This window comes from Mesorhizobium sp. USDA 4132, assembly GCF_056279545.1.
This window is the reverse complement of the sequence record NZ_JBWCCP010000001.1, coordinates 4462341-4483262: the sequence shown is the minus strand read 5'-3', so window position 1 is coordinate 4483262 and position 20922 is coordinate 4462341. Positions and strand designations below refer to the sequence as shown.

General features: G+C 61.9%; 21 protein-coding genes, 1 tRNA gene and 1 pseudogene. 6 read left to right on the top strand and 17 right to left on the bottom strand.

Features of this window, described 5'->3' with window-relative positions; translation table 11 throughout:
- Positions 1–74 precede the first annotated feature (74 nt).
- From ACZ9IU_RS22220 to obgE, 8 genes are all read right to left on the bottom strand, one after another.
- On the bottom strand, positions 75–1409 hold the full coding sequence (locus ACZ9IU_RS22220; RefSeq protein WP_038547237.1) for a S41 family peptidase: 1335 nt from the start codon (positions 1407–1409) through the stop codon (positions 75–77).
- Positions 1399–2814, bottom strand: coding sequence for a murein hydrolase activator EnvC family protein (locus tag ACZ9IU_RS22215; protein ID WP_051899898.1), 1416 nt, complete (start codon positions 2812–2814; stop codon positions 1399–1401). Before ACZ9IU_RS22215 ends, ACZ9IU_RS22220 begins: the two co-directional genes overlap by 11 nt.
- 91 nt (positions 2815–2905) lie before the next feature.
- Complete coding sequence (rlmH, locus tag ACZ9IU_RS22210) at positions 2906–3388, bottom strand: 23S rRNA (pseudouridine(1915)-N(3))-methyltransferase RlmH (protein ID WP_038547232.1); 483 nt, start codon at positions 3386–3388, stop codon at positions 2906–2908.
- A gap of 108 nt (positions 3389–3496) precedes the next feature.
- A complete protein-coding gene (gene rsfS, locus ACZ9IU_RS22205; RefSeq protein WP_037086221.1) occupies positions 3497–3928 on the bottom strand; it encodes a ribosome silencing factor in 432 nt (143 codons plus the stop codon).
- 150 nt (positions 3929–4078) lie between these two features.
- Positions 4079–4675, bottom strand: a complete 597-nt coding sequence (locus ACZ9IU_RS22200; RefSeq protein ID WP_244447539.1) for a nicotinate-nucleotide adenylyltransferase — start codon at positions 4673–4675, stop codon at positions 4079–4081.
- Between the two features lie 42 nt (positions 4676–4717).
- Entirely contained in the window at positions 4718–6001 is a 1284-nt protein-coding gene (locus tag ACZ9IU_RS22195) for a glutamate-5-semialdehyde dehydrogenase (RefSeq protein ID WP_038547226.1), read from the bottom strand.
- Positions 5994–7172: a glutamate 5-kinase gene (proB, locus tag ACZ9IU_RS22190; RefSeq protein WP_038547222.1), complete on the bottom strand. Its 1179-nt coding sequence runs from the start codon at positions 7170–7172 to the stop codon at positions 5994–5996. The genes ACZ9IU_RS22195 and proB overlap by 8 nt, the downstream gene beginning before the upstream one ends.
- Complete coding sequence (obgE, locus tag ACZ9IU_RS22185; RefSeq protein ID WP_038547218.1) at positions 7169–8230, bottom strand: GTPase ObgE; 1062 nt, start codon at positions 8228–8230, stop codon at positions 7169–7171. Before obgE ends, proB begins: the two co-directional genes overlap by 4 nt.
- A 114-nt stretch (positions 8231–8344) precedes the next feature.
- On the opposite strand from obgE, the gene ACZ9IU_RS22180 reads away from it, so the two are divergent.
- Positions 8345–9208, top strand: coding sequence for an endonuclease/exonuclease/phosphatase family protein (locus ACZ9IU_RS22180; protein ID WP_038547215.1), 864 nt, complete (start codon positions 8345–8347; stop codon positions 9206–9208).
- A 45-nt stretch (positions 9209–9253) separates the two neighbouring features.
- Here ACZ9IU_RS22180 and ACZ9IU_RS22175 read toward each other — a convergent pair whose 3' ends face one another.
- From ACZ9IU_RS22175 to rplU, 4 genes and pseudogenes are all read right to left on the bottom strand, one after another.
- Positions 9254–9841, bottom strand: a complete 588-nt coding sequence (locus tag ACZ9IU_RS22175) for a GNAT family N-acetyltransferase (RefSeq protein WP_038547212.1) — start codon at positions 9839–9841, stop codon at positions 9254–9256.
- On the bottom strand, positions 9838–10473 hold the full coding sequence (locus ACZ9IU_RS22170; protein WP_038547209.1) for a GNAT family N-acetyltransferase: 636 nt from the start codon (positions 10471–10473) through the stop codon (positions 9838–9840). The genes ACZ9IU_RS22175 and ACZ9IU_RS22170 overlap by 4 nt, the downstream gene beginning before the upstream one ends.
- Positions 10474–10601: 128 nt before the next feature.
- Positions 10602–10872 (bottom strand): annotated as a pseudogene (gene rpmA / locus ACZ9IU_RS22165) (50S ribosomal protein L27).
- Positions 10873–10904: 32 nt separating this feature from the next.
- On the bottom strand, positions 10905–11216 hold the full coding sequence (gene rplU, locus ACZ9IU_RS22160; RefSeq protein WP_038547207.1) for a 50S ribosomal protein L21: 312 nt from the start codon (positions 11214–11216) through the stop codon (positions 10905–10907).
- A gap of 321 nt (positions 11217–11537) precedes the next feature.
- Between rplU and ACZ9IU_RS22155 the strand changes: the two genes are divergently transcribed.
- From ACZ9IU_RS22155 to ACZ9IU_RS22145, 3 genes are all read left to right on the top strand, one after another.
- Positions 11538–11627: transfer RNA gene (locus tag ACZ9IU_RS22155), tRNA-Ser, on the top strand.
- Positions 11628–11982: 355 nt separating this feature from the next.
- The gene (locus ACZ9IU_RS22150) at positions 11983–13836 is read left to right on the top strand and encodes a methyl-accepting chemotaxis protein (RefSeq protein WP_038547204.1); all 1854 of its coding nucleotides are present in this window, start codon (positions 11983–11985) and stop codon (positions 13834–13836) included.
- Positions 13837–14209: 373 nt separating this feature from the next.
- Positions 14210–15028 carry a RibD family protein gene (locus ACZ9IU_RS22145; protein ID WP_038547202.1) on the top strand — a complete coding sequence of 273 codons (819 nt, stop codon included), beginning with the start codon at positions 14210–14212 and terminating at the stop codon, positions 15026–15028.
- On the opposite strand, the gene ACZ9IU_RS22140 is transcribed toward ACZ9IU_RS22145, so the two are convergent.
- From ACZ9IU_RS22140 to ACZ9IU_RS22125, 4 genes are read right to left on the bottom strand one after another with little or no spacing between them, the layout of a single operon-like run.
- The gene (locus ACZ9IU_RS22140) at positions 14987–15772 is read right to left on the bottom strand and encodes a class I SAM-dependent methyltransferase (RefSeq protein WP_038547199.1); all 786 of its coding nucleotides are present in this window, start codon (positions 15770–15772) and stop codon (positions 14987–14989) included. The genes ACZ9IU_RS22145 and ACZ9IU_RS22140 overlap by 42 nt on opposite strands.
- Positions 15769–16812: a glycosyltransferase family 4 protein gene (locus ACZ9IU_RS22135; protein ID WP_038547196.1), complete on the bottom strand. Its 1044-nt coding sequence runs from the start codon at positions 16810–16812 to the stop codon at positions 15769–15771. The genes ACZ9IU_RS22140 and ACZ9IU_RS22135 overlap by 4 nt, the downstream gene beginning before the upstream one ends.
- Positions 16809–17207, bottom strand: coding sequence for a 6-pyruvoyl trahydropterin synthase family protein (locus ACZ9IU_RS22130; protein ID WP_038547193.1), 399 nt, complete (start codon positions 17205–17207; stop codon positions 16809–16811). Before ACZ9IU_RS22130 ends, ACZ9IU_RS22135 begins: the two co-directional genes overlap by 4 nt.
- Positions 17208–17219: 12 nt before the next feature.
- Positions 17220–18221 carry a zinc-dependent alcohol dehydrogenase gene (locus ACZ9IU_RS22125; protein WP_157885192.1) on the bottom strand — a complete coding sequence of 334 codons (1002 nt, stop codon included), beginning with the start codon at positions 18219–18221 and terminating at the stop codon, positions 17220–17222.
- Positions 18222–18440: 219 nt separating this feature from the next.
- Here ACZ9IU_RS22125 and ACZ9IU_RS22120 point away from each other — a divergent pair, with 219 nt between their 5' ends.
- A complete protein-coding gene (locus ACZ9IU_RS22120) occupies positions 18441–19235 on the top strand; it encodes a CDP-alcohol phosphatidyltransferase family protein (protein WP_051899897.1) in 795 nt (264 codons plus the stop codon).
- Positions 19222–19971: an FkbM family methyltransferase gene (locus ACZ9IU_RS22115; RefSeq protein ID WP_038547190.1), complete on the top strand. Its 750-nt coding sequence runs from the start codon at positions 19222–19224 to the stop codon at positions 19969–19971. Before ACZ9IU_RS22120 ends, ACZ9IU_RS22115 begins: the two co-directional genes overlap by 14 nt.
- Positions 19972–19976: 5 nt before the next feature.
- Here ACZ9IU_RS22115 and ACZ9IU_RS22110 read toward each other — a convergent pair whose 3' ends face one another.
- Positions 19977–20903: a lysylphosphatidylglycerol synthase transmembrane domain-containing protein gene (locus ACZ9IU_RS22110; protein ID WP_038547187.1), complete on the bottom strand. Its 927-nt coding sequence runs from the start codon at positions 20901–20903 to the stop codon at positions 19977–19979.
- Positions 20904–20922: the final 19 nt, after the last annotated feature.

The window sequence follows — 20922 nt, the reverse complement described above, 5'->3', positions numbered from 1 at the left end:
TTTCCTGCAGATACGAAGAACCGGCCAGCGCGGCGTCTTTTCGACGCGTCACGCTGGCCGGCCCGATGATGTCTTTACTTCTTGATCGTGGCGGCGGCGGCCTTATCCGGGCTCGGCGGGAAGGACGGATCCTTCTTCACGCCGCGGAAGAGGTCGAGCGCATAGTTGAGCTGGATATCGTCCTTGGCTTCCGGCGGCACATAGGCTGCGGAACCGGAACCTTCGTCGGTCTCGGCAGAACCCTGGATGTGGCCGCGTAGGCTGGATTCGCCTTCAGCCCTGATTTTACCCTGCAGTTCCGGTGGCAGCGGCTGATCGACCTTGATATCCGGCTGGATGCCGGTGCCCTGGATCGACTTGCCCGACGGCGTGTAATAGAGCGCGGTCGTCAGACGCAGCGCGCCGGCATCGCCGAGCGGGATGATCGTCTGAACCGAACCCTTGCCGAAGGAGCGCGTGCCGAGAACCGTCGCACGACGCAGATCCTGGAGCGCGCCGGCGACGATTTCCGAAGCGGAAGCCGAACCGCCGTTGACGAGCACGATGACCGGCTTGCCATCGGTCAGATCGCCCGGTCCGGCGTTGAAGCGGCGGGTTTCTTCGGCATTGCGGCCGCGGGTGGAAACCACTTCGCCCCGTTCCAGGAAGGCGTCCGAAACATTGATCGCCTGGTCGAGCAGACCGCCCGGGTTGAGGCGCAGGTCGAGCACGTAACCCTTCAGCTTGTCGGCCGGGACATCCGCCTTGATCTTCTTGATCGCCTTTTCGAGGTCGTCATAGGTCTTCTCGGTGAAGGAGATGACGCGGACATAACCGACATCGCCGCCTTCGACGCGGGACTTCACGGCGCGGACCGCAATGATGTCGCGTACCACGGTGATGTCGAGCGGCTTATCGGCGCCCTGGCGGATGATGGTCAGCTTGATGGGGGTGTTGATGCCGCCGCGCATCTTTTCGACGGCGTCTTCGAGCTTCAGACCGCGCACCGGTGCGCCGTCGATCTCGGAGATCAGGTCGCCTGCCAGAATGCCGGCCTTGGAGGCGGGCGTGTCGTCGATCGGCGCGATGACCTTGACGAGTTCGTTTTCCATCGTGACCTCGATGCCGAGGCCGCCGAACTCGCCACGCGTCTGCGTGCGCATGTCTTCGGCATCCTTGGCATTCATGAAGCTCGAATGGGGATCGAGCGAGGTCAGCATGCCATTGATGGCGTTCTCGACCAGCTTTTCTTCATCCGGCGGCGTCACGTACTGGGCGCGGACCCGCTCGAAGACGTCGCCGAAGATCGACAATTCCCTGTAGGTCGAAGGGCCGGCGGCCTGCGCCGGCACACCGGCCGAATAAATCACGCTCATCGCGGTCGCACCCAAGAGTGCACCGACGATGACAAGAGAAGCCCTACGAATCATTTCGTGCCCTTCCAGTTTCTTTCGAGGTCCACCACGGTTTGGAATCGACCGGTGTGCCATCTTTTCGGAATTCAATGTAAAGCGTTGGACGATCTGTTTCCAGCGCCAATGCAGTTGCGCTTGCCACTCTTTTCTCACCCATCACGGCGATGGGTTCGCCTGCGAAAACGAACTTGCCCTGCCGCGCATTCACTACATCCATGCCGGTCAGAACCAGATGGTATCCGTCTCCGGCATTGAGGATGATCATTTGGCCGTAACTCCGGAAGGCTCCGGCGAAGACCACCAGGCCGTCAGCCGGCGCCGTCACCACTGCCCCCGCATTCGAAGCGACAGTTATGCCTCTTGCCGTGTGCCCCGTCCCATCGGCGTCGCCGAACCACCGCAATACATCTCCGGCAACCGGAAGCTCCAGCTTCTGCTTGAGGCTTGAAAACGCGTATGCGGGCGCAATGCGGTTTTTGTCGGGCACGCCGCTTTGGGCCAGCTGCTTTGCCTTTTCACGCTCGGCGTCGGACATCATGCGCTGGCGCTCTTCCTCGGCGCGCGTCCGGTCGATTGCCTCGCGCACCGAGGCGATGTCGCCTTCGAACGTCTGAATGAGGTTTTCAAGCGTGGTAGCGCGGCCGGCAAGCTCCTCGGAGCGGCGGCGCTCGGCGTCGAGATCGGCCGCGTTGCGCTTGTTCAACTTTTCGTTTTCGGCAAGCAGAAGATCCATGCGCCGGTCCTCTTCGAGGCTCGCGGCGATGGTGCTGGAAACGGTCGTCTTCTCGGTCATAGCCGAAGCCTGTAGGGAGGCCAGCGACTGAAGGTCGGCAACGAGCTTGTCCGCCTCGTGGCGCATGCCGGGAACGACGGCGCCGAGCAGGATCGCGCTTCGAACCGAGGCGAGTGCATCGTCGGGCGTCACCAGAAGTGCCGGAGGAGGGTTGCGGCCCATGCGTTGCAGGGCTGCGAGCACCTCGGCCAGCACCGCGCGGCGACCACGCAGGGAGGTGCGGATACCGTCCTCCTTGAGCTTCAGTTCGGTGATCTTCTTTTCGCTGTCGAGGATCTTGGTTTCCAGACCTCTGCGGCGTGCCGCCGAATCGATCAGCGCCTGGCGGACATCGGCGGTGTTCTTCCTGATATCGGCGATGTTTTTTTCAATGGCGGCAGCACGGTCGCCCGAAATCTTCATGCTCTTGGTCAGAACTTCAAGCTCGCCGCGGGTTTCGTTGCGTCGGCGCTGCAGATCGGCTGTCGGATCGACTGCTGCCGGAGGGGCGGCCTGGGGCGCCATTGGGGATGTTGCGCTCTGGGCGCGCGCGGTATTGGAGATCTGGAAGGGCGGGACCAGCGCAAAACCGAGAGCCGCCGCCAGAAGCAGCGCGCGCCGGTACGATGTGATCCTGATTGTCCGCATTCCCGCTCCGCTCATCGCCGGATCGAGAAAGCCTAAGCTGATTTGCCCGACGAGGCCAGAAACAACATCGTGTTTGAAGGTAAACGATCTTTTAAGCTCTGTGATAGGGGTGGCCCGAAAGAATAGTGACCGCGCGGTAAAGCTGTTCGGTAATCAGAATGCGCACTAGCTGATGCGGCCAGGTCATCGAGCCGAGGTTGAGCACCATGTCGGCTCGGTCGCGGAGTTGCGGATCCAACCCGTCGGCACCGCCGATCGCCAGCATCAGGTCGCGTTTGCCGCCGTCGCGATATCGGCCTATCACACCGGCGAAAGCCTCGCTGTCGAGCGCCTTGCCGCGTTCGTCAAGAAGAATGAGAACCGCGCCTTCGGGAAGTGCCTTTTCGAGCGCACCGGCTTCCTCGCGCTTGCGGGTATCGGCATTCGCCGCCCGGCTTTCCTGGATCTCGATCAGTTTCGACAATTCGAGACCCACCGCCGGGCCAGTCTTGGCGAAGCGGTCGAGATATCGGGACGCAAGCTCCTTCTCTGGTCCGGTCTTCAGCCGTCCCACGGCGAAAAGGCTTATTCGCATGTCCTCATCCGTTGATTTTGCGGCCGAAAATTTCACCCTGCGGCGAGTTGGCACCCAGCCGCGTGATTTCGACCTCAGTCCGACCGGTTCAGAACATGCCCGAACCCGTCAGTGCAGCAGCGTGCCTTCCTCGATATCCGGCGTCGCCCACATCTTTTCGATGTTGTAGAACGCGCGGATTTCAGGCCGGAACACGTGGACGATGATGTCACCGGTGTCAATGAGCACCCAGTCGCCGGTCTCCTGCCCTTCGACGCGGGCGTTGCCAAGCCCCTCGTCCTTCAGGTCGGAAATCAGGTGATCGCTGATGGCCATGACATGCCGGTTCGATCGTCCGGAGACAACGACCATGTAGTCCCCGAGCGCTGATTTTCCAGCAATGTTGATGGTGACGATGTCTTCAGCTTTGGAGTCCTCGAGACTTGCGAGGACCAGTTCGAGAGCACGGGCGGCGGCATCGGCGCCACGTTCCAGGCTCTGCGGGAGAACGGAGGCCGTTCTGCCCTTGGCATGTACTGTTGTCAGGGTTTGTCCTTTCATCCGGGTAACAGCAACAGGCACTTGAAGCGAATCCGATTCACGCTCGGCCGCTGTGTTTAAGGTGGCATCGAATTCTTAATCTTTCAAGAGAGCGCCCGAAAAGGTGATAGAAAGATATAGACCCCTTTGGTCGCAACGGCTTGGCCGATGTCAGTCCGATTTCCGATCGTTTGCAGCGCGGATCGCCGTGGAGCTCAGTGCCGAACGCGGACCGTGGATGAAGGTCCAGGCCGGCGCGCGCCTCTTCCAGAGCGTACCCGCGTCATCCTCGTCCACCCGGGCATAATCGAAGGTGCGGGCCATTTTCGATGACAGGAACGACAATGTCGCCCCGGGACGGTCGATGACGGCAATCGGGAAGGTCGAGGCGATCGACTGCCACTTCTGCCACAAGTGAAAGGTCTTCAGGCTGTCGGCGCCCATTACCCAGACGAAGTGCACGAGCGGGTTCTTGGCCTTCACGAAGGAAAGCGTATCGGCGGTATAGGAGCCGCCGAGCGTCTTTTCGAAGGCTGTGATCTTGATGCGGGGGTCGTCGATCAGCTTTTCGCTCATCGCCAGCCGGTCGCCGAGCGAAGCAAGTTCGGAGCGGCTTTTCAGCGGGTTGCCGGGGGTCACCATCCACCAGAGCTGGTCGAGGCCGAGCCGGCGAAGCGCGATCTCGGCGACCAGGAGATGGCCCTCGTGCGGCGGATTGAACGAGCCGCCGAACAGGCCGACGGCCATGCCGCGTTCGGCATGCGGCATGACCAGATATCGGCGATCGATCGTCTCTTCCGTCACGCGCGGTCAGGGCCGGATCTGGCCGGTGCCGTGCACCCGGTATTTGAACGAGGTCAATTGCTCGACGCCAACAGGGCCGCGCGCATGCATCTTGCCGGTCGAAATGCCGATCTCGCCACCCATGCCGAACTCGCCGCCATCGGCGAACTGGGTGGAGGCATTGTGCAGCAGGATGGCCGAATCGAGTTCGTTGAAGAAACGGGAGACGACCTCAGGATCCTCGGCGATCACCGCCTCCGTATGGTTCGAGGAATAGGTGTTGATGTGGCGGATGGCGCCGGAAATACCGTCGACGATCGCGACCGAGATCACCGCGTCGAGATATTCGGTGCGCCAGTCTTCCTCCGTTGCAGGCTTGAAGCCCGGAAAGACCTTGAGAACGGTGGCCGAGCCGCGGATTTCGCAGCCGGCTTCCGTCAGCGCTTCGAGGATAGGCATCAGATGCGTGCCGATCCCGGCACTGTCGATCAGCAGCGTCTCGGCCGCGCCGCAGACGCCGGTGCGGCGCATCTTGGCGTTGACGACGATCTTTTTCGCCATCTCCAGGTCCGCGGAGGCATCCACATAGATATGGCAGAGGCCTTCGAGATGGGCGAAGACCGGCACACGCGCCTCGTTCTGGACGCGGGCGACGAGGCTCTTGCCGCCGCGCGGCACGATCACGTCAATCGCGCCGTTCAGGCCCGACAGCATAGCGCCGACGGCGGCGCGGTCGGTAGTCGGGACGATCTGGATCGCGTGTTCCGGAAGGCCAGCTGCCTTCAGGCCCGCGACGAGGCAATCGTGGATCGCCTCCGACGACTGGGCCGAATCGGAACCGCCCCGCAAGATCACGGCATTGCCGGCCTTGAGGCAGAGCGCGCCGGCATCGGCGGTGACGTTCGGGCGGCTTTCATAGATCACGCCGATGACACCGAGCGGCGTGCGGACGCGCTCGATATGAAGGCCGTTCGGACGATCCCAGGCGGCGATGATTTCGCCAACCGGATCCTTGAACTCGGCGATCTCGCGAAGCGCCTGCGCCATGCCGGCAATCGATTTTTCGGTGAGCGTCAGCCGGTCGATGAAGGACGGCAGCAGGTCCTTGCCTTCGACGCCTTTCAGGTCGGCGGCATTGGCGGCAAGGATCCTGTCCTTGGCGGCAAGGATCGCGTCCGCCATGGCGTGGAGCGCCTTGTTCTTCGCGTCGGTCGAAGCCGTCGCAAGCTGGCGTGCCGCAGCCTTTGCATTGCGGCCGATCTGGTCCATCACAGCGGCGACGTCGCCGGTCTTCGCAACCATATCAAGCATGGGCGGCATCCTCCTTGCGATCTTCTTTTTTGTCTTTACGTTTCGCCGGCCCGGTCATCACCAGATCGTCGCGATGGACCATGGCGGCGCGGCCGGCATAACCGAGGATCGCCTCGATCTCGCCGGACTTGCGGCCGGTGATCTGGCGGGCCTCTTCTGCGTCATAGCTCACAAGGCCTCGGGCGATCTCGCGACCGTCGACGCCAATGATCGCGACGGTGTCGCCGCGATGGAACTGGCCGTCGATGCGGCGCACGCCGGCCGGCAGAAGGCTCTTGCCGGTGCCGAGCGCGGTTTCGGCGCCCTCGTCGACAAAGAGTTCGCCGGCCGGCTGAAGCTGGCCCGCGATCCAGGTTTTCCGCGCAGTCACGGGGGTCCCGGAGGGGGCGAACCAGGAGGAGCGGGCGCCTTGCTCGATGGCGCGCAGCGGATGTTCCGTCTTGCCGGATGCGATGATCATGGCGCAGCCGGCGCCGGTGGCGATTTTACCGGCATCGATCTTGGTGCGCATGCCGCCGCGCGACAATTCGGATGCAGCGCCGCCGGCCATGGCCTCGATCTCCGGCGTGATCGCCGGGACGGTTTCCAGGAATTTCGCGTCGGGATCGAGATGCGGCGGGGCAGTATAAAGGCCGTCGATGTCGGACAGCAGCACGAGCAGATCGGCGCTGGTCATGGTGGCGACGCGAGCAGCGAGGCGGTCGTTGTCGCCGTAGCGGATTTCGGTCGTGGCGACCGTATCGTTCTCGTTGATGATCGGCACGGCGCCGATCTTCAAAAGCTGGTTGATGGTGGCACGGGCGTTGAGGTAACGGCGACGCTCCTCCGTGTCGCCCAGCGTCAGCAGGATCTGGCCGGCCACGATGCCATCGCGCGACAGGCTTTCCGACCAGGCGCGGGCAAGCGCGATCTGGCCGACCGCCGCCGCCGCCTGGCTCTCTTCGAGCTTCAGCGCGCCCGAGGGCAGGTCAAGTACGGTGCGGCCCATGGCGATCGCGCCCGAAGAGACGACGAGAACATCGATACCTCTTGCCTTCAGCGCGGCGATATCGGCGCAGATGGCGTCGAGCCAGTGCGATTTCAGGCCCGTCTTGCGGTCGACGAGCAGAGCCGAGCCGATCTTGATGACGATGCGGCGATGACTGGCGAGCGGTTTACGGGTAGCCGTCATGCATCCTCATCCTCATCGAAATCCTGGATGGGGGTCGAGCGATCGGGCAGTGCGGTGTCGTTGACGCCGCTCGCCTCGACGATGACGTCGCGCAGCGCGCGCAGCACCTCGGTCATCCCCTTGCCGGTGACGGCTGAGATCAGGAACGGTGTCTGGCCGCAGGCCTTTTCCAGTTCCTTCGCCTTTTTCTTCAGTTCCTTGTCGTCGAGCACGTCGATCTGCGACAGCGCCACGATGACCGGCTTGTCGATCAGGCCACCGCCATACGCCTCGAGTTCGTGTTTGACGGTCTTGTAGGCCTTGCCGACCTTTTCCTCGACGGAGGAGACCAGATGCAGGAGCACGCGGGTGCGTTCGACATGGCCGAGGAACCGGTCGCCGATGCCGACACCCTCATGGGCGCCTTCGATCAGGCCCGGGATATCGGCCAGAATAAATTCCCGGGCGTCGATGGTGGCGACGCCGAGATTGGGATGCAGCGTCGTGAACGGGTAGTTGGCGATCTTCGGGCGCGCGCGGGTGACGCTGGCAAGGAAGGTCGACTTGCCGGCATTCGGCATTCCGACGAGGCCGGCATCGGCGATCAGCTTCAGCCGCAGCCAGATGGTTTTTTCCTCACCCTCAAGACCGGGATTGGCCCAGTTCGGCGCCTGGTTAGTCGCGCTCTTGAAATGGGTGTTGCCGAAGCCGCCATTGCCGCCTTTGGCGAGCCGGAACCTCTGGCCTTCGCGGGTCAGGTCGATGATCAGCGTCTCGTTGTCTTCCTCGAAGATCTGGGTGCCGACGGGCACTTTCAACGTCACCTCGCCGCCATTGGCGCCGGTACGGTTGCGGCCCATGCCGTGGGTGCCGGTCTGGCCCTTGAAATGCTGCTGGAAGCGGAAATCGATCAGGGTGTTGAGGCCGTTGACGGCCTCCACCCAGACATCGCCGCCGCGCCCGCCATCACCACCGTCAGGTCCGCCGAACTCGACGAACTTTTCCCGCCGGAACGAGACCGCGCCCGCGCCGCCGTCGCCGGAGCGGATATAGACTTTTGCCTCGTCGAGAAATTTCATCTTGTTGCCGTCAGTCTTGTGTTAGTCGGGATGCCTGTCGCTTCAGGTCGGGCGCTCAGTGCATGTCGATAGGGGTTTCGATATCGTCGGTTGGGGCGGAGGTCAAAGAATATCATGAAGTTCGTCAGCTATAACATTCAATACGGGATCGGCATGGATGGTGTGTTCGATCCCGAACGCATCGCCGCGAGTATCGAGGGAGCGGATGTAATCGCGCTTCAGGAAGTGACCCGCGGTTTCCCCAGGAATGGCCATGTCGATCTCGTCGCCCGTTTCTCGGATCTGTTTCCGGACCATTTCCATGTCTATGGCGCACCTTGCGACCTGCTGCTCGACGTATCTATCGAGAACGGCCGCCGCATCGAGCGCCGTTTTCAGTTCGGCAACATGATCCTGTCGCGCTGGCCGATCCTTTCCACCCGTCATCTTCTGCTGCCCCGCAGCCGCACCGTGGAGATGCTCAACCTGCAGCGCGGAGCGCTGGAAGCGGTGATCGTCGCACCCGGCGGACCGCTCCGGGTTTATTCCGTCCACCTCGATCATGTCTCTCCCGATGAACGGCTCGGCCAGATCCGTTATCTCAAGGAGCGGGTGCTGAACTTCGTCTCCGAGGGCGGTTCGCTCACCGGCGGCGGCGAAGATGGTTTCCCCGATCTGCCACTGCCGGAGGATTTCCTGCTGATGGGGGATTTCAACATGGAGCCGGAATCGACCGAGTATATCGCCATGGCCGGTCAGCGGGACCGTTATTACGGCCGCATCCTGCGCGCCAACGAACCCGTCGACGTGCTGGACCGCTCCGGATCGTTGACGCCGGAGAGCTATACCTGGGCGAAGCCGCCGGGCGACGGGCCGATGAAGATGCATCTCGATCATTGCTTCGTGAATGCCGGGCTGGTGCCGCGGCTGAAAAACGCCTGGGTCGATAACGAGGCGCCTGGTTCAGACCACTTTCCGCTCTGGGTCGAGGTCGAGTGAATGATCCGGCGGAGTTTCCTCCGCCGGGCCTTTGTTATGGGAGCGTCACGGTCGGGCCGGCCGCCGGAAATCCTCAGGCAGCAGCATGGTCTCGATATGCGGCGCCATCCTGTTGCGGGACAGACTGAAGAGCTGGCTCGCATCGACGATGGTGAAACCGAGCTTCTTCTGGACGTTCAGCGAAGCAAGGTTGTCCGCAAAGGCGCCGGAAAACACCTGCGCCTCCGGCATACGCCGGAAGAAACGCTCCAGCGTCCCGGCCGCCGCTTCCGTCATATAACCCCGGTCCCAGTAAAGCCGGTTCAGCCAGTAGCCGAGATGCCACCGGCCCCGCCTCAATTCCAGGCTGACGACGCCGATATGGGCGTCGTCGCCGGTGGTGATCGCCAGCGTCCAGTCCGGCAGGATGCCCGACGCGTTCGGAACCAACCAATCCAGCGCGTCCTGACGGTCATAGGGCTGCGGCACCCGCGCCAGCATGCGGGCCACCTTGAAATCGCCGAGCGATTCGGCAATCGCCGTCGCATCGGTGATCTTGTGCGGGCGAAGCACCAGCCTTTCGGTGGTGATGACCGGGCAAGGGCCCGGCATCGTGACGGTCGTGCTGGTCTTCTGGAGGACGGCGGCGTTCATCGCAGTTCTCCCCAGCTTCTCAAGGACATCCAGGTCTTGCGGTCGAGCCGGAACCACTCGACGGCGACCATGCCGCCGAGCGCCAGGCAATCGATCATGCCGGTGCCCTGGAACTGGAAACCGCATTTCTGGATCACCCGCCGGGAGGCGATGTTGGTCACCCGGCAGCGGGCATCGATATGGTCGATGTTGTTGCGGGTGCGGAAGGCCATGTCGATCAGGGCATGGGCGGCTTCCGTGGCATAACCCCTGTTCCAATAGGGTTCGCCCAGCCAATAGCCGAGTTCGAGCGTTCTTTCGTCCTGTTGCGGTTCGAGCGCGCAGCAACCGAGAAAGGCGCCGTTGTCTCCTCGCGTGATGGCGTAGACGCATTTGCCAATCTCGCCGGCCTTCGTGCGTCGCACGAAATCGGCTGCGTCTTTAGCCGTATAGGGATGCGGCATACGCGACACCATGGTCGCGATATTCGCATTGTTGGCGAGATGGGCAAGTGCGTCGATGTCTTCTTCGTGGGGCGTGCGCAGAACTAATCTCTGCGACAGTAAGACGGGGCAATCGCTTCTCGGCCGGTCGGGCCTTAACCGTTCCTCTGGCGGCCGGGATTGGCTCGCCCTCAGTAGTTCGCCTTGCATGTTCAGTCCTCCTGTTGGGGAAAAGAAAAAGGGAAGATGGTGGTGTCCCATCTTCCCTTTTTCTGACTGAACCTTTGGGCGTTCAGCCGGGTCGATGTGACACCGGCTGCTTAAAACGCTTACCGGCTTTATTCTGCTGCTTCGGCTTTCGGCATTACGGACACGAACACGCGACCATTGGCCTTGGTTCGGTAATTCACGTTGCCGGCGGTAAGCGCAAAAATGGTGTGGTCCTTACCGAGGCCGACGTTCTGGCCCGGATGCCACTGCGTACCGCGCTGGCGCACGATAATGTTGCCCGGAATGACGGTCTTCGCCGCCGAACTTCTTCACGCCAAGGCGCTTGGAATTCGAATCGCGACCGTTGCGCGACGAACCGCCAGCTTTTTTATGTGCCATTGGAGTTCTCCTTTACCCTTCGAAACCCGTTGTTAAGCCAAGATGTCCGTGATGCGGACGACCGTGTGATGCTGGCGATGGCCGCGAATCCGCTTGGAATTCTGACGGCGACGCTTCTTGAAGGAAAGGACCTTCTTGCCGCGATTATGCTCGACCACTTCGGCCTTGACCGTCGCACCCGTAACAAAGGGAGCGCCGAACTTGGCATCGGCGCCAACGCCGACAACCAGGATTTCGTTGAATTCTACGACAGAACCAGCTTCGGCTTCCAGCTTTTCGATGGTGAGCACGTCGTTGGCTGCCACGCGGTACTGTTTACCGCCGGTCTTGATGACTGCGAACATTTTTTATCCTTTCATGTTCGTTCCGGCTCTGCCTTCATAAAAGGCGGCCGTCTTTTTATCAGTCGGGCTCTAGCAGGGTTTCGAAAGAGACGATCTTCTGGAACTTGCTGCCGGTGGAATTCGTGTGGCTGTTCCAACAACCTCCACACAAACAAAGAGGCATGGATACTTTTCCACGCCTGATCGCGAGCGGACATACGCGAGCGGCAAAAAACTGTCAAGACGAAAGGATATAAAGACTTGATATTCGCCCCTTGCCAGCCCCATGTTTGCCCGCTATGAGAACGCCCGCGCTGACCAACGCGTCATCACGTCTTAAGCGGAGAGGTGGCTGAGTGGTCGAAAGCACCGCACTCGAAATGCGGCGTGCCTGCAAGGGCACCGTGGGTTCGAATCCCACCCTCTCCGCCATATATTGTTGGGTCCGTTCTGGATCACCCTTTCCCCGAGCGCGCGCTCCTCTTAGCTGATCGACCGTTTGCATTCCGGATCGGACAGACTGCAGGGACCATTGCGTAGATGGCGTATTTCCATAAACTTACTTTCATGCGCCGGGATTAATATTCGGGCCACATGAAGTATTCGCAACTACCAATTGTTATTAATTTTTAGATACGCGTGATCATTTATTAAATTTTTATTCAAATATTGTCCCGCATTCTAGCAAGTGTGCAGTGCCGCACATTTCCACGCGCAGGATGCGCTTTTTCATTCAGAATCATTTCTCCCGGTCGCTTGATGCGCCTCACTCACCCCTGGAACGAACATGAAAAATCTGAGGATTTCAAACCAGCTCGTGCTGCTGGTTCTGGCTCTGATCGCCGGCTTCGCCGTCGTGACCTATTTCGAACTCCAGGCCTCGACGCGGGCTATCTATGCCGAACGGTATGGAATGCTGCGGACCCAGGTGGAGTCGGGCATCGGCATCCTCAAGAAGTTCCAGCAGCGTGAGGCGGCCGGTGAGCTGACGCGCGCAGAAGCCCAGAAACAGGCCTTCGCCGCAGTTTCCGCCATGAGCTTCCAGCCTGACGGCTATCTTTTCTCCTATGACTATGACGTGAAGATGCTGATGCATCCTGATCCGAAGAAGATTGGAGAAAACGGCAAGGGTAAACCCGATTCCGCCGGGAAGCTGTTCCGCGACGAAATGGTCTCCGTTGGCAGGGCCGGCGGCGGAATTGTCGATTATATGAGCACGAGCAAGCCCGGCCAGCCTGATGGGGACTTTTCGAAGAGCTCTTATGCGAAAGCGTTCGAACCCTGGCAGATGGTCCTTGCGACCGGCGTTTACACCGACGACCTGCAGGCGCAGATCCGCGGAATGGTGCTGGACGCGCTCGCTATCGGCGCACTTGCGTTGATCATCGCCCTCGGCGCCGCCTATGTGGTCATCCGCGGTATCACCAAGCCATTGGCCGCGGTGCATGACACGTTGCAGGCCGTCGCCGACGAAAATGTCACCGCGACGATCCCGCACACGGACATGTCGAACGAAGTGGGGATGATGGCCAAGGCCACCCAGGCGCTGCAGGAAAAGATCCGCGAACGGCATGCGATGGCCGAACGCGAGGAAAAGCAGAAGACCGAGCTCGATCGCGAGCGCCAGCAGAACCTCGACATGCAGCAGCAGGAAGCAGCGCTGCAGACCCGCGTCGTCTCCACCATCGGCGAAGCGCTCGAAGCGCTGGCCCATGGCGACCTCACGGTCCGCTGCGCCGATCTCGGGGCGCGCTACGAGACGCTGCGCCACAACTTCAACGAGGCGCTCGCCCATCTCGAGGCCGCGATGAGCAAGGTCAATGCCAAGGGCATCGATATCAGCGGTTCGAAGGAAGAAATCCGCCGCGCCTCGAACGAGTTGTCGCAGCGCACCGAACGCCAGGCCGCCAATCTCGAAGAGACGTCGGCCGCCCTCGACGAACTCACCGTCGCCGTTCGCCAGACGGCAGAAGGTGCGCATGAGGCCGCCCAGCGGGTCACCTCGGTCAGCGCCGAGGCCAACCGCTCCGACCAGATCGTCGCCCAGGCGATCGACGCGATGGGCGGTATCGAACATTCGTCGGAAGAGATTTCCAAGATCATCGGGGTGATCGACGACATCGCCTTCCAGACCAACCTGCTGGCCTTGAACGCCGGCGTGGAAGCTGCCCGCGCCGGGGAATCCGGCAAGGGTTTTGCGGTCGTCGCCCAGGAAGTGCGCGAACTCGCCCAGCGCTCCGCCGCTGCGGCAAAGGAGATCAAGGACCAGATCTCGCGCTCTTCCGGCCAGGTGCAGAATGGCGTGCGCCTCGTCGGCGAGGCCGGCGAAGCGCTGAAGCGGATCTCCAACCAGGTGAAGGCGGCGAGCGACATCGTCGGCAAGATCGCCCATTCGGCTTCCGAACAGGACACCACGCTGCGCTCGATCTCGTCGTCGCTGAACCAGCTCGACGCGGCCACCCAGCACAATGCGGCGATGGCGGAAGAAACCACCGCCTCGGCCGAGGCGCTTGCCGCCGATACCGACGAACTCTTGAACCTGATCAGCAGCTTCCGCATCAACGCCAACCAGGATACCGGCTACAATGCCGGCGCCGGCAGCCTCAACCGCGTCGCCCAGAAGATGCGCCGCGCCAGCTGACGCCAATCCCACACATGGACCCATACAGGGGACGGAGGAACCGCCGGGTCGAAGGATCCGGCGGTTTTTTGTTTGGGCGATTAAGATCAGGCGGCGGCAATCCAGGAATAACGGAAGCCCTGGGAAGCGCTCGGTCATTTTCGTCCCGGCGCCTTGAAATCGTGAGGAGCGGCGCACTCCCACGATAGTGGAAGCCTCCAAAAACTCTCTCGAGAGGCTATCGATCATGGTGGCAGCAATTTTCAGCGGAGCATTGACGGAATGTTGATCCGGTGAAATTTTTCGCCGTATTACAGTCACGGGAGAATGGGCGGGCGGGGAACCTTTTGAAGGTGCCGGCATTCTTCATTTTCGGCCGGAAGACGAGGCGGACATGCGATCAGTGAGGATGACCGAGGAACTGTGGCAGCATCTGCTTTCGCTTCGCGAAGGATCCCTGCGCCCGGTGGCGCTTTCCGCCGATGTCGATGGTTCCGGTCTCTCGCTCTACAGGCCGATCGCGGTCCGTGGCGGGCCGCTGGTTCTGGCCCAGGTCGGCCAGTCTCTGGACGGCCGCGTCGCAACGCCGACCGGCGACGCCCAGGATGTGTCCGGCTGTGATGGGATTGCCCATCTGCACCGGTGCCGGGCGCTGGTGGATGCAGTGATCATCGGGGTCGGGACGGTCGTTGCCGACAATCCCAGTCTTTCGGTTCGTGCCGTCAGCGGCAGGAACCCGGTGCGCATCGTGGTGGATTGCAATGGCCGCATGCCCGAGCGGGCCAAGATGCTGCATGACGGCGGCGCGCCCGTGCACGTCATGCAGGCCGACGACGTTCCTCTCCGCAACGTCCGGTATCGGACCATCCGGCTGCCGCGTCAGGCGGATGGAGGACTTGCTCCGCGGGATATTCTTGCCGCGCTCGCCGAACGCGGCCTGACGACCGTTTTGGTCGAAGGCGGCGCAACTACGATTTCCCGCTTCGTCGATGCACACCTGATCGACCGGCTGCATGTCTCGGTCGCGCCGATCATCATCGGCTCGGGCCCCGCGGGTATCCGGCTTTCGCCGATCGACCGGTTGTCGGAGGCTCGCCGCCCGGAGGTTCAGGTCTACAATATCGGCACGGATATCGTATTCGACTGCAATTTCCGCATTGAAGTGGCTGCCTCAGCGGATCGCGAGGATGTCCTGATGGCCGACCTGGCATAGGCTGCCATCGCGATCAACCATTTTTCGCCGGAAATCGGCCCAGTCGCGGAGTTCGCTCTCGTCGAGCTGGCCGTATTCATAGACCGCGCGCACCATACCGTCGAGGAAAAGACGCTGCAGGTCGCGATCGCTTACGGTCATCGCCCATGGGCTTTCAGCCGTCGTCACCGTGTAGCCGCTCTCCCCGAGACAATCGGCCAGCGTCGCCCACGCCCGGGGCCCAAGCGAAAGTCCAAAACCCTTGTCACTCAACTGGTGTGCGTTGAAGTTCGCAACCACGGTCTCGTCAAGCGGGTGTGGTTTCGACCAGCGCATCCGGCCGTCATAGTTGAGCGCGGCATAGAGGCTGGCGCCTCTTTGCGAAATGTGGGCGACGAAACGGCGAATGAACTGCTCCGAACAGAGATCGAAGAGAGCGGAGGCGGTCACGAGGCCGACATCGGCGAGCGGCAGAGCTTCGATCTCGTTGAGGTCGCCCCGAACAATCTCGATGGCCTCGCCATGCAGGCGATTTGCTTCGTCCAGAAGCCGCTGATCGTCGTCGAAAAGCCGAAACCGCGCCGGCCTTTGAAGTTTTGGCGAAAGCGCGCGAAAGGTCGAACCGGTGCCGCAGCCGATATCGAGGATCGTCGGGGCAGAGACGCTTTCGAGGGATTGGATTGCCGCTGCCAGCAAATCCGCGTCCCGTGCGCGACCATCCACGGGTTCGCGCAGCGCCAGCCAATCCCTGTCGAAGCCGCTCATGACGCTCGTTCCAGAAAATCGGAGATGATGACGGCGGTGTCCCGCCAGGAGGGAAGCCTGGCACCGGCGATTACGGCGGCATCGGCCATCGAAATGCGGGTTTCGGGTTCTTCCAGCAGTCGTCTCAGGGCGGCGGCAAAAGCGTCCGGATCGTTCGGTGGCACGAGAAAGCCGGCGCTTTTGGGCACGACGTCCGGCACGGCCCCCGTCGCGCAGCCGACGATCGGCAGGCCTTGGGCGAGCGCCTCGGCAAACACCATTCCATAACCTTCATAACGGCTTGCGAGCGCAAAGATGTCGGCCTTGGCGAATTCGGAGCGTGTGTCGTCGATCTGGCCGGCGAGCTCGATGCGGTCACCGAGCCCGGATTGGGCAACCTGGCGTTCGAGTTCCGCGGCGACGCCGGGGTCTAGCACCTTGCTGCCGACGATGCGGCAGGTCCATGGCAGATCGCGCAGCTTTTCGAGCGCAGAAATCAGTATGTCGTGGCCTTTGCGGCGGGTCAGCGTGCCGACGCTGAGGATCAGAGGCGGGTCGCCGCCACCGACAGCCAGCGGCGCCGGATCCATGCCCGGGATGGCGACCGTGATCTTTTCCGCAGGGATGGCGTAATTGGCGGCGAGTTCGGCGGCGGTGGCATGCGATGTGACGACAACACCGCGGGTCTGCGCCAGCGCGGCCTTTTCGCGGGCGGCTAAAGCCTGTCGTCGTTCGCCGTCGAGCCCCGTCTCCAGGGCCAGTGGGTGATGCACGAGCGCCATGATCTTCAGGCGTTTTGCTTCGCGCCCGGCCCATTCGTCCATCACGCCGAAGGCCAGGCCGTCGACCAGCACGAGGCTGTCATCGGCAAGGCCGGAGAGCATCCGCCCGGCATCGTCGAGCTGTTTCGCGTTCGGATCTGGAAAGCCGTCGCCGAGGGAGATCAGTTCGACATTCCAGCCGAGATCGGTAAGGGCCGCGACGACACGCCGATCATAGCCATAACCACCGGTGCGGGTTTCGAGGTCGCCGGGATAGGCAAGGACAAGATCGCGGCTCACAACTCGGCCTCGAACCAGCCGCGGGCGGTGTGTGATTCGTGCAGCATGACCCGCAGTTTGCGGATGCGCGCACCGCCCTCACCGAGCCGGCCGTTCCGGATGGCATCGGCGATGCGGTCGAATATGTATTTGGCGAGGAATTCTGTCGTCGTCACCTTGCCGGCGAAAATCTCCAGCGTGTCGAGGTTCTGATAGTTGAGCGGCGCCAGCACGTCCTTCAGCACCTCGGACGCCAGCCCGATATCCACCGCAAGCCCGTTCTCGTCCAGATCGCTGGTGAAGAAGGCGGCGTCGACCACGAAGGTTGCCCCATGCATGCCTTGGGCGGGGCCGAAAACCGGGCGGGGAAGACTATGCGCGATCATGATGTGATCACGGACTTCAACGGCGAACATGCGGGATTTCCTTCAGTATTTGATGCGATGGCAGAGCGTGGTGGCCGAGCCGATAATGTCGGCATAATCGGCGGCGATGGTTTCGAACGGTGTTTCGCCCGAAATCAGATGGTCGAGCCGGTCGTCGCCGAGAAGCTGGAGTGCCTTGCTCATGCGGCGCCTCGTGTCCCAGCGGGCGCGCCGCCCGGGCGGCAGCGAGGCGACCTGCGAGCTGACGATGGACAGGCGCTTGGCATGAAAAGCATGCCCAAGCGGGATCTCCACGTGCTTTTCTCCATACCAACTCGCTTCGATAACCCGGGCTTCGAAACCGGCATGATCGAGCGCCGTTGCCAGAGCGTCGGCCGAAGCGGAAGCATTGACCAGCACGTCGCAATCATGGGGCACATCATCGGCAGACGAAAATCGAAGACCGAGAGCCTTAGCGGTTTCGGCACGCTCCGGTTCGATATCGGAGATCACCACTTCAGTGCCGATGATCCGCGACGCAAGGTAGGCGACCAGAAGCCCGACGACGCCGGCGCCGAAAACGGCCACGCGGTCACCCGGCTGGATGCCTGCGTCCCAGGTGATATTGAGCGCGGTTTCCATATTGGCAGCCAGCACGGCACGGTGCGGGGGTAAACCGTCGGCAAGCGGGTGAATAGCCGAAACGGACACCCGAAAACGATCTTGATGGGGATGCAGGCAGAAGACAGTTCTGCCGACGAGGCGTTCCGGCCCTTCTTCGACAATTCCGACGGCGGCATAGCCGTATTTCACCGGGAAGGGAAACCGGCCTGCCTGATGCGGTGCGCGCATGCGCTCGTATTCGCTTTCCGGCACCTGTCCGGCGAAGACCAGCGATTCGGTGCCGCGGCTGATGCCGCTATAAAGCGTGCGGACGACAACCTCGCCTTCGCACTCCGCCGGCAATTTCTCCTGCCGAAGTGCGCAACGGCCTGTCTCCTCGATCCAGAGGGCTCTTCCGTCCTTTTGCGTTGCCGCATTGGGGGCTGTCTCACGCCTTGTCACGCATCACACCTTTCACGCCACAACAATCCAGACCTAGAGGCTTCAACGATGACGGCAAGGGAGTCGTTGTGCGAGAGGTCGACATCGCTATCACGTTTATTTGACACTGGTTTTGCGGATCCGGCCTTTGCTGCGCTCCGTATTCTTCTCCATGTAGTGCCTGTGAGGAGAGCGTCATGAATGTTTCATATCATCCCTGGGACGAGGAAGGCATGTCCGATGGCTGACTGGATGAATGCCGGGCCGCTGGATCGCCAGGCGGCGCGCAGGGCTTATCGCTTGCTCTCCCTGGATGCCTATGCGGTGACCATGACCGTCGCTGCCGCGCTCGTTGCGGCGATGCATTTCCTCGGCGACTGGCTCGGCATCGACACGGCCGCTGCCGGCTGCGCCTTCATCGTCTATGCAGTGATTTCCGCCATCGCTCTCGGCAATCTCCACGCCCACAGCCATGGCCGTTTCGGTTTTGCCAACATCGTGACGACGATCCGTGCCGCGCTCACGGCAGTATTGGGCGGTATGGTGCTGGCGTCGCCGCAATTCGGCGTGGATCTCGACCAGAGCGCACTACGGCTGCTCGGCTTCGTGATTGCCTTCGCGCTGGCGCTGGATGGCGTCGACGGTTTTCTCGCCCGCCAGACCGGCACGGTCTCGCAATTCGGTGCCCGTTTCGACATGGAAGTGGATGCGCTGCTGATCTTTTTTCTCTCGCTCGCGGCCGTGCTGCTCGGCAAGGCGGGACTTTGGGTTCTGCTGATCGGATTGATGCGTTATGCCTATGTCGGGGCGCAGGCGGTGTTTCCGGCGCTCAAGGGCGAACTGCCTCATTCGATGCGCCGCAAGGCGATCTGCGTCGTGCAGGGCGTGGCGCTCTGTCTGATGTTGTTTCCGGTCGTTACGATGCCGGTCTCCACCCTGCTTGCGGCCGGGGCTCTTGCCTCGCTCACCTATTCCTTCGCCGTCGACGTGATCTTCCTGGTGAGTGCAAGCAAGAACCACCATGCCGCGACCTGATTTTTCCGCTTTCCTTGGCCTCACGCGCTCGCTGTTGATCTATTACGGCCAGCCTTGGCGGCGTTCTTCGTTGAAGCGATTTTATGTGGACCTGATCCGCAAGGGCGATCTGGTGTTTGATATCGGCGCCCATGCCGGCAGCCGCAGCCGCACGCTTCTGTCGCTCGGTGCCAGGATCGTCGCGCTGGAGCCGCAGCCGTTGTTTGCGGACTTCATCGCCAGATCCTTTGCCGGCGAAGAATTGACGTTGTTGCGCAAGGCAGTCGGCAAGGAACCGGGCAATGTCGACCTGCATATTTCCAGCCGCCACCCGACCGTGACGAGCATCTCCTCGTCGTGGATTTCGAAAGTCGGAAAGACCGCCGGTTTTCGCAATGTCACGTGGGATAGGGTCGAACGTGTGGAGATGACGACGCTCGATGCGCTGATCGAAGAATACGGGCTGCCTGCCTTCTGCAAGATTGATGTGGAGGGCGCGGAAGCGGATATCATCGCCGGGCTGCATCAGCCCATCCCACTGATCGCCTTCGAGTATATCCCCGCGACGATGGAAATCGCCGAGGAGGCAGTCGGGCATCTGCGGAAGCTTGGTCCCTATCGCTTCAACCGGGTTGAGGGCGAGCGGCATCGGCTCGTCCATCAAGAGTGGATTGCCGCCGACGCGATGCTGGCGGAGATTGCCGGCCTTTCCGGCCAGACGTCTTCCGGCGATATCTATGCACGGCTGAAGTCTTAACGATTTCAGCGTTTTCGCCTTTTGAGCAGCGCGGCGAAAATGAACGCCAGGCCGGGTGCTGCGCCGACAAGCGCCAGAATGCCGTAGAGGATGCTGGCGGCGACGCCATCGGAGGCGGGATAACCGAAGAGCGGCCAGAGCGCCGCTGCCGCCGCCTCCCTGGCGCCCCAGCCGGCAATGGTCGCAGGGATCAGCATCATCAGCAGACAGAGCGGAATTGCGGTGACCGCCGCGAGCGCGGGCAAAGGCGAGCCGACGGCTGCTGAAGCGAGCATGAACATGGCGATATAGCTTGCGACGATGACGATGCTGAATAGCGTCTGCATTATCCAGGCTCCGTCCTGCAAGAAGACCTGCGCCAGCGCGGACTTCAGCCCTTCAAGCTGAGGTCGGATGCGGCGCGGCGGGAAGCGGAGCAGCAACAGACACACGAAGACCAACCCGGCGACGACAAGCGCGAAACCGGAGAGAAGGTGGCGCAGCTCCTCCGGAATCATCGCCCTGCCCAGAAGCGGCCAGAGCATGACGCCGATGGTGGCGAGCAGAAAAAACACGCCTTGTCCGGCGATCCGCTCGAAGATCACGGCCTGCGCCGGCACTTTCCAGCCGCCATCACCATGAGCCCGGTTGCGGACGGCGCGTACGGCATCGCCGGCCACGCCGCCCGGCAGAAGCTGGTTGATCAACGTTCCGAGATAATAATCGCCGATCGCTTGCCCAACGCTCAAGTGCTGGCCCAGCCGCGCTGCCGTGAACCGCCAGCGGAGTGCGGAAAGAACGATCTGCACCTGCACCAGAAGAAGCCCGGCGCCCACGTAGCTCGGGTCCGCTGAGGCGAGGCCTGTGGCGATCCGCTGCGGATCGAAGCGCAGGATCACGGCAATGAGAAGTGCGAAGGCCGCAGATAAGCCTATAAGTTTCAGAAAACGCATGGGCCGAAGGTTTTGCAGG

Coding starts and splice junctions, on each gene's coding strand:
- ACZ9IU_RS22220 (WP_038547237.1), bottom strand. CDS start 1,409: ATGATTCGTAGGGCTTCTCTTGTCATCGTCGGTGCACTCTTGGGTGCG.
- ACZ9IU_RS22215 (WP_051899898.1), bottom strand. CDS start 2,814: ATGCGGACAATCAGGATCACATCGTACCGGCGCGCGCTGCTTCTGGCG.
- rlmH (WP_038547232.1), bottom strand. CDS start 3,388: ATGCGAATAAGCCTTTTCGCCGTGGGACGGCTGAAGACCGGACCAGAG.
- rsfS (WP_037086221.1), bottom strand. CDS start 3,928: ATGAAAGGACAAACCCTGACAACAGTACATGCCAAGGGCAGAACGGCC.
- ACZ9IU_RS22200 (WP_244447539.1), bottom strand. CDS start 4,675: ATGCCGCATGCCGAACGCGGCATGGCCGTCGGCCTGTTCGGCGGCTCG.
- ACZ9IU_RS22195 (WP_038547226.1), bottom strand. CDS start 6,001: ATGCTTGATATGGTTGCGAAGACCGGCGACGTCGCCGCTGTGATGGAC.
- proB (WP_038547222.1), bottom strand. CDS start 7,172: ATGACGGCTACCCGTAAACCGCTCGCCAGTCATCGCCGCATCGTCATC.
- obgE (WP_038547218.1), bottom strand. CDS start 8,230: ATGAAATTTCTCGACGAGGCAAAAGTCTATATCCGCTCCGGCGACGGC.
- ACZ9IU_RS22180 (WP_038547215.1), top strand. CDS start 8,345: ATGAAGTTCGTCAGCTATAACATTCAATACGGGATCGGCATGGATGGT.
- ACZ9IU_RS22175 (WP_038547212.1), bottom strand. CDS start 9,841: ATGAACGCCGCCGTCCTCCAGAAGACCAGCACGACCGTCACGATGCCG.
- ACZ9IU_RS22170 (WP_038547209.1), bottom strand. CDS start 10,473: ATGCAAGGCGAACTACTGAGGGCGAGCCAATCCCGGCCGCCAGAGGAA.
- rplU (WP_038547207.1), bottom strand. CDS start 11,216: ATGTTCGCAGTCATCAAGACCGGCGGTAAACAGTACCGCGTGGCAGCC.
- ACZ9IU_RS22150 (WP_038547204.1), top strand. CDS start 11,983: ATGAAAAATCTGAGGATTTCAAACCAGCTCGTGCTGCTGGTTCTGGCT.
- ACZ9IU_RS22145 (WP_038547202.1), top strand. CDS start 14,210: ATGCGATCAGTGAGGATGACCGAGGAACTGTGGCAGCATCTGCTTTCG.
- ACZ9IU_RS22140 (WP_038547199.1), bottom strand. CDS start 15,772: ATGAGCGGCTTCGACAGGGATTGGCTGGCGCTGCGCGAACCCGTGGAT.
- ACZ9IU_RS22130 (WP_038547193.1), bottom strand. CDS start 17,207: ATGTTCGCCGTTGAAGTCCGTGATCACATCATGATCGCGCATAGTCTT.
- ACZ9IU_RS22120 (WP_051899897.1), top strand. CDS start 18,441: ATGGCTGACTGGATGAATGCCGGGCCGCTGGATCGCCAGGCGGCGCGC.
- ACZ9IU_RS22115 (WP_038547190.1), top strand. CDS start 19,222: ATGCCGCGACCTGATTTTTCCGCTTTCCTTGGCCTCACGCGCTCGCTG.
- ACZ9IU_RS22110 (WP_038547187.1), bottom strand. CDS start 20,903: ATGCGTTTTCTGAAACTTATAGGCTTATCTGCGGCCTTCGCACTTCTC.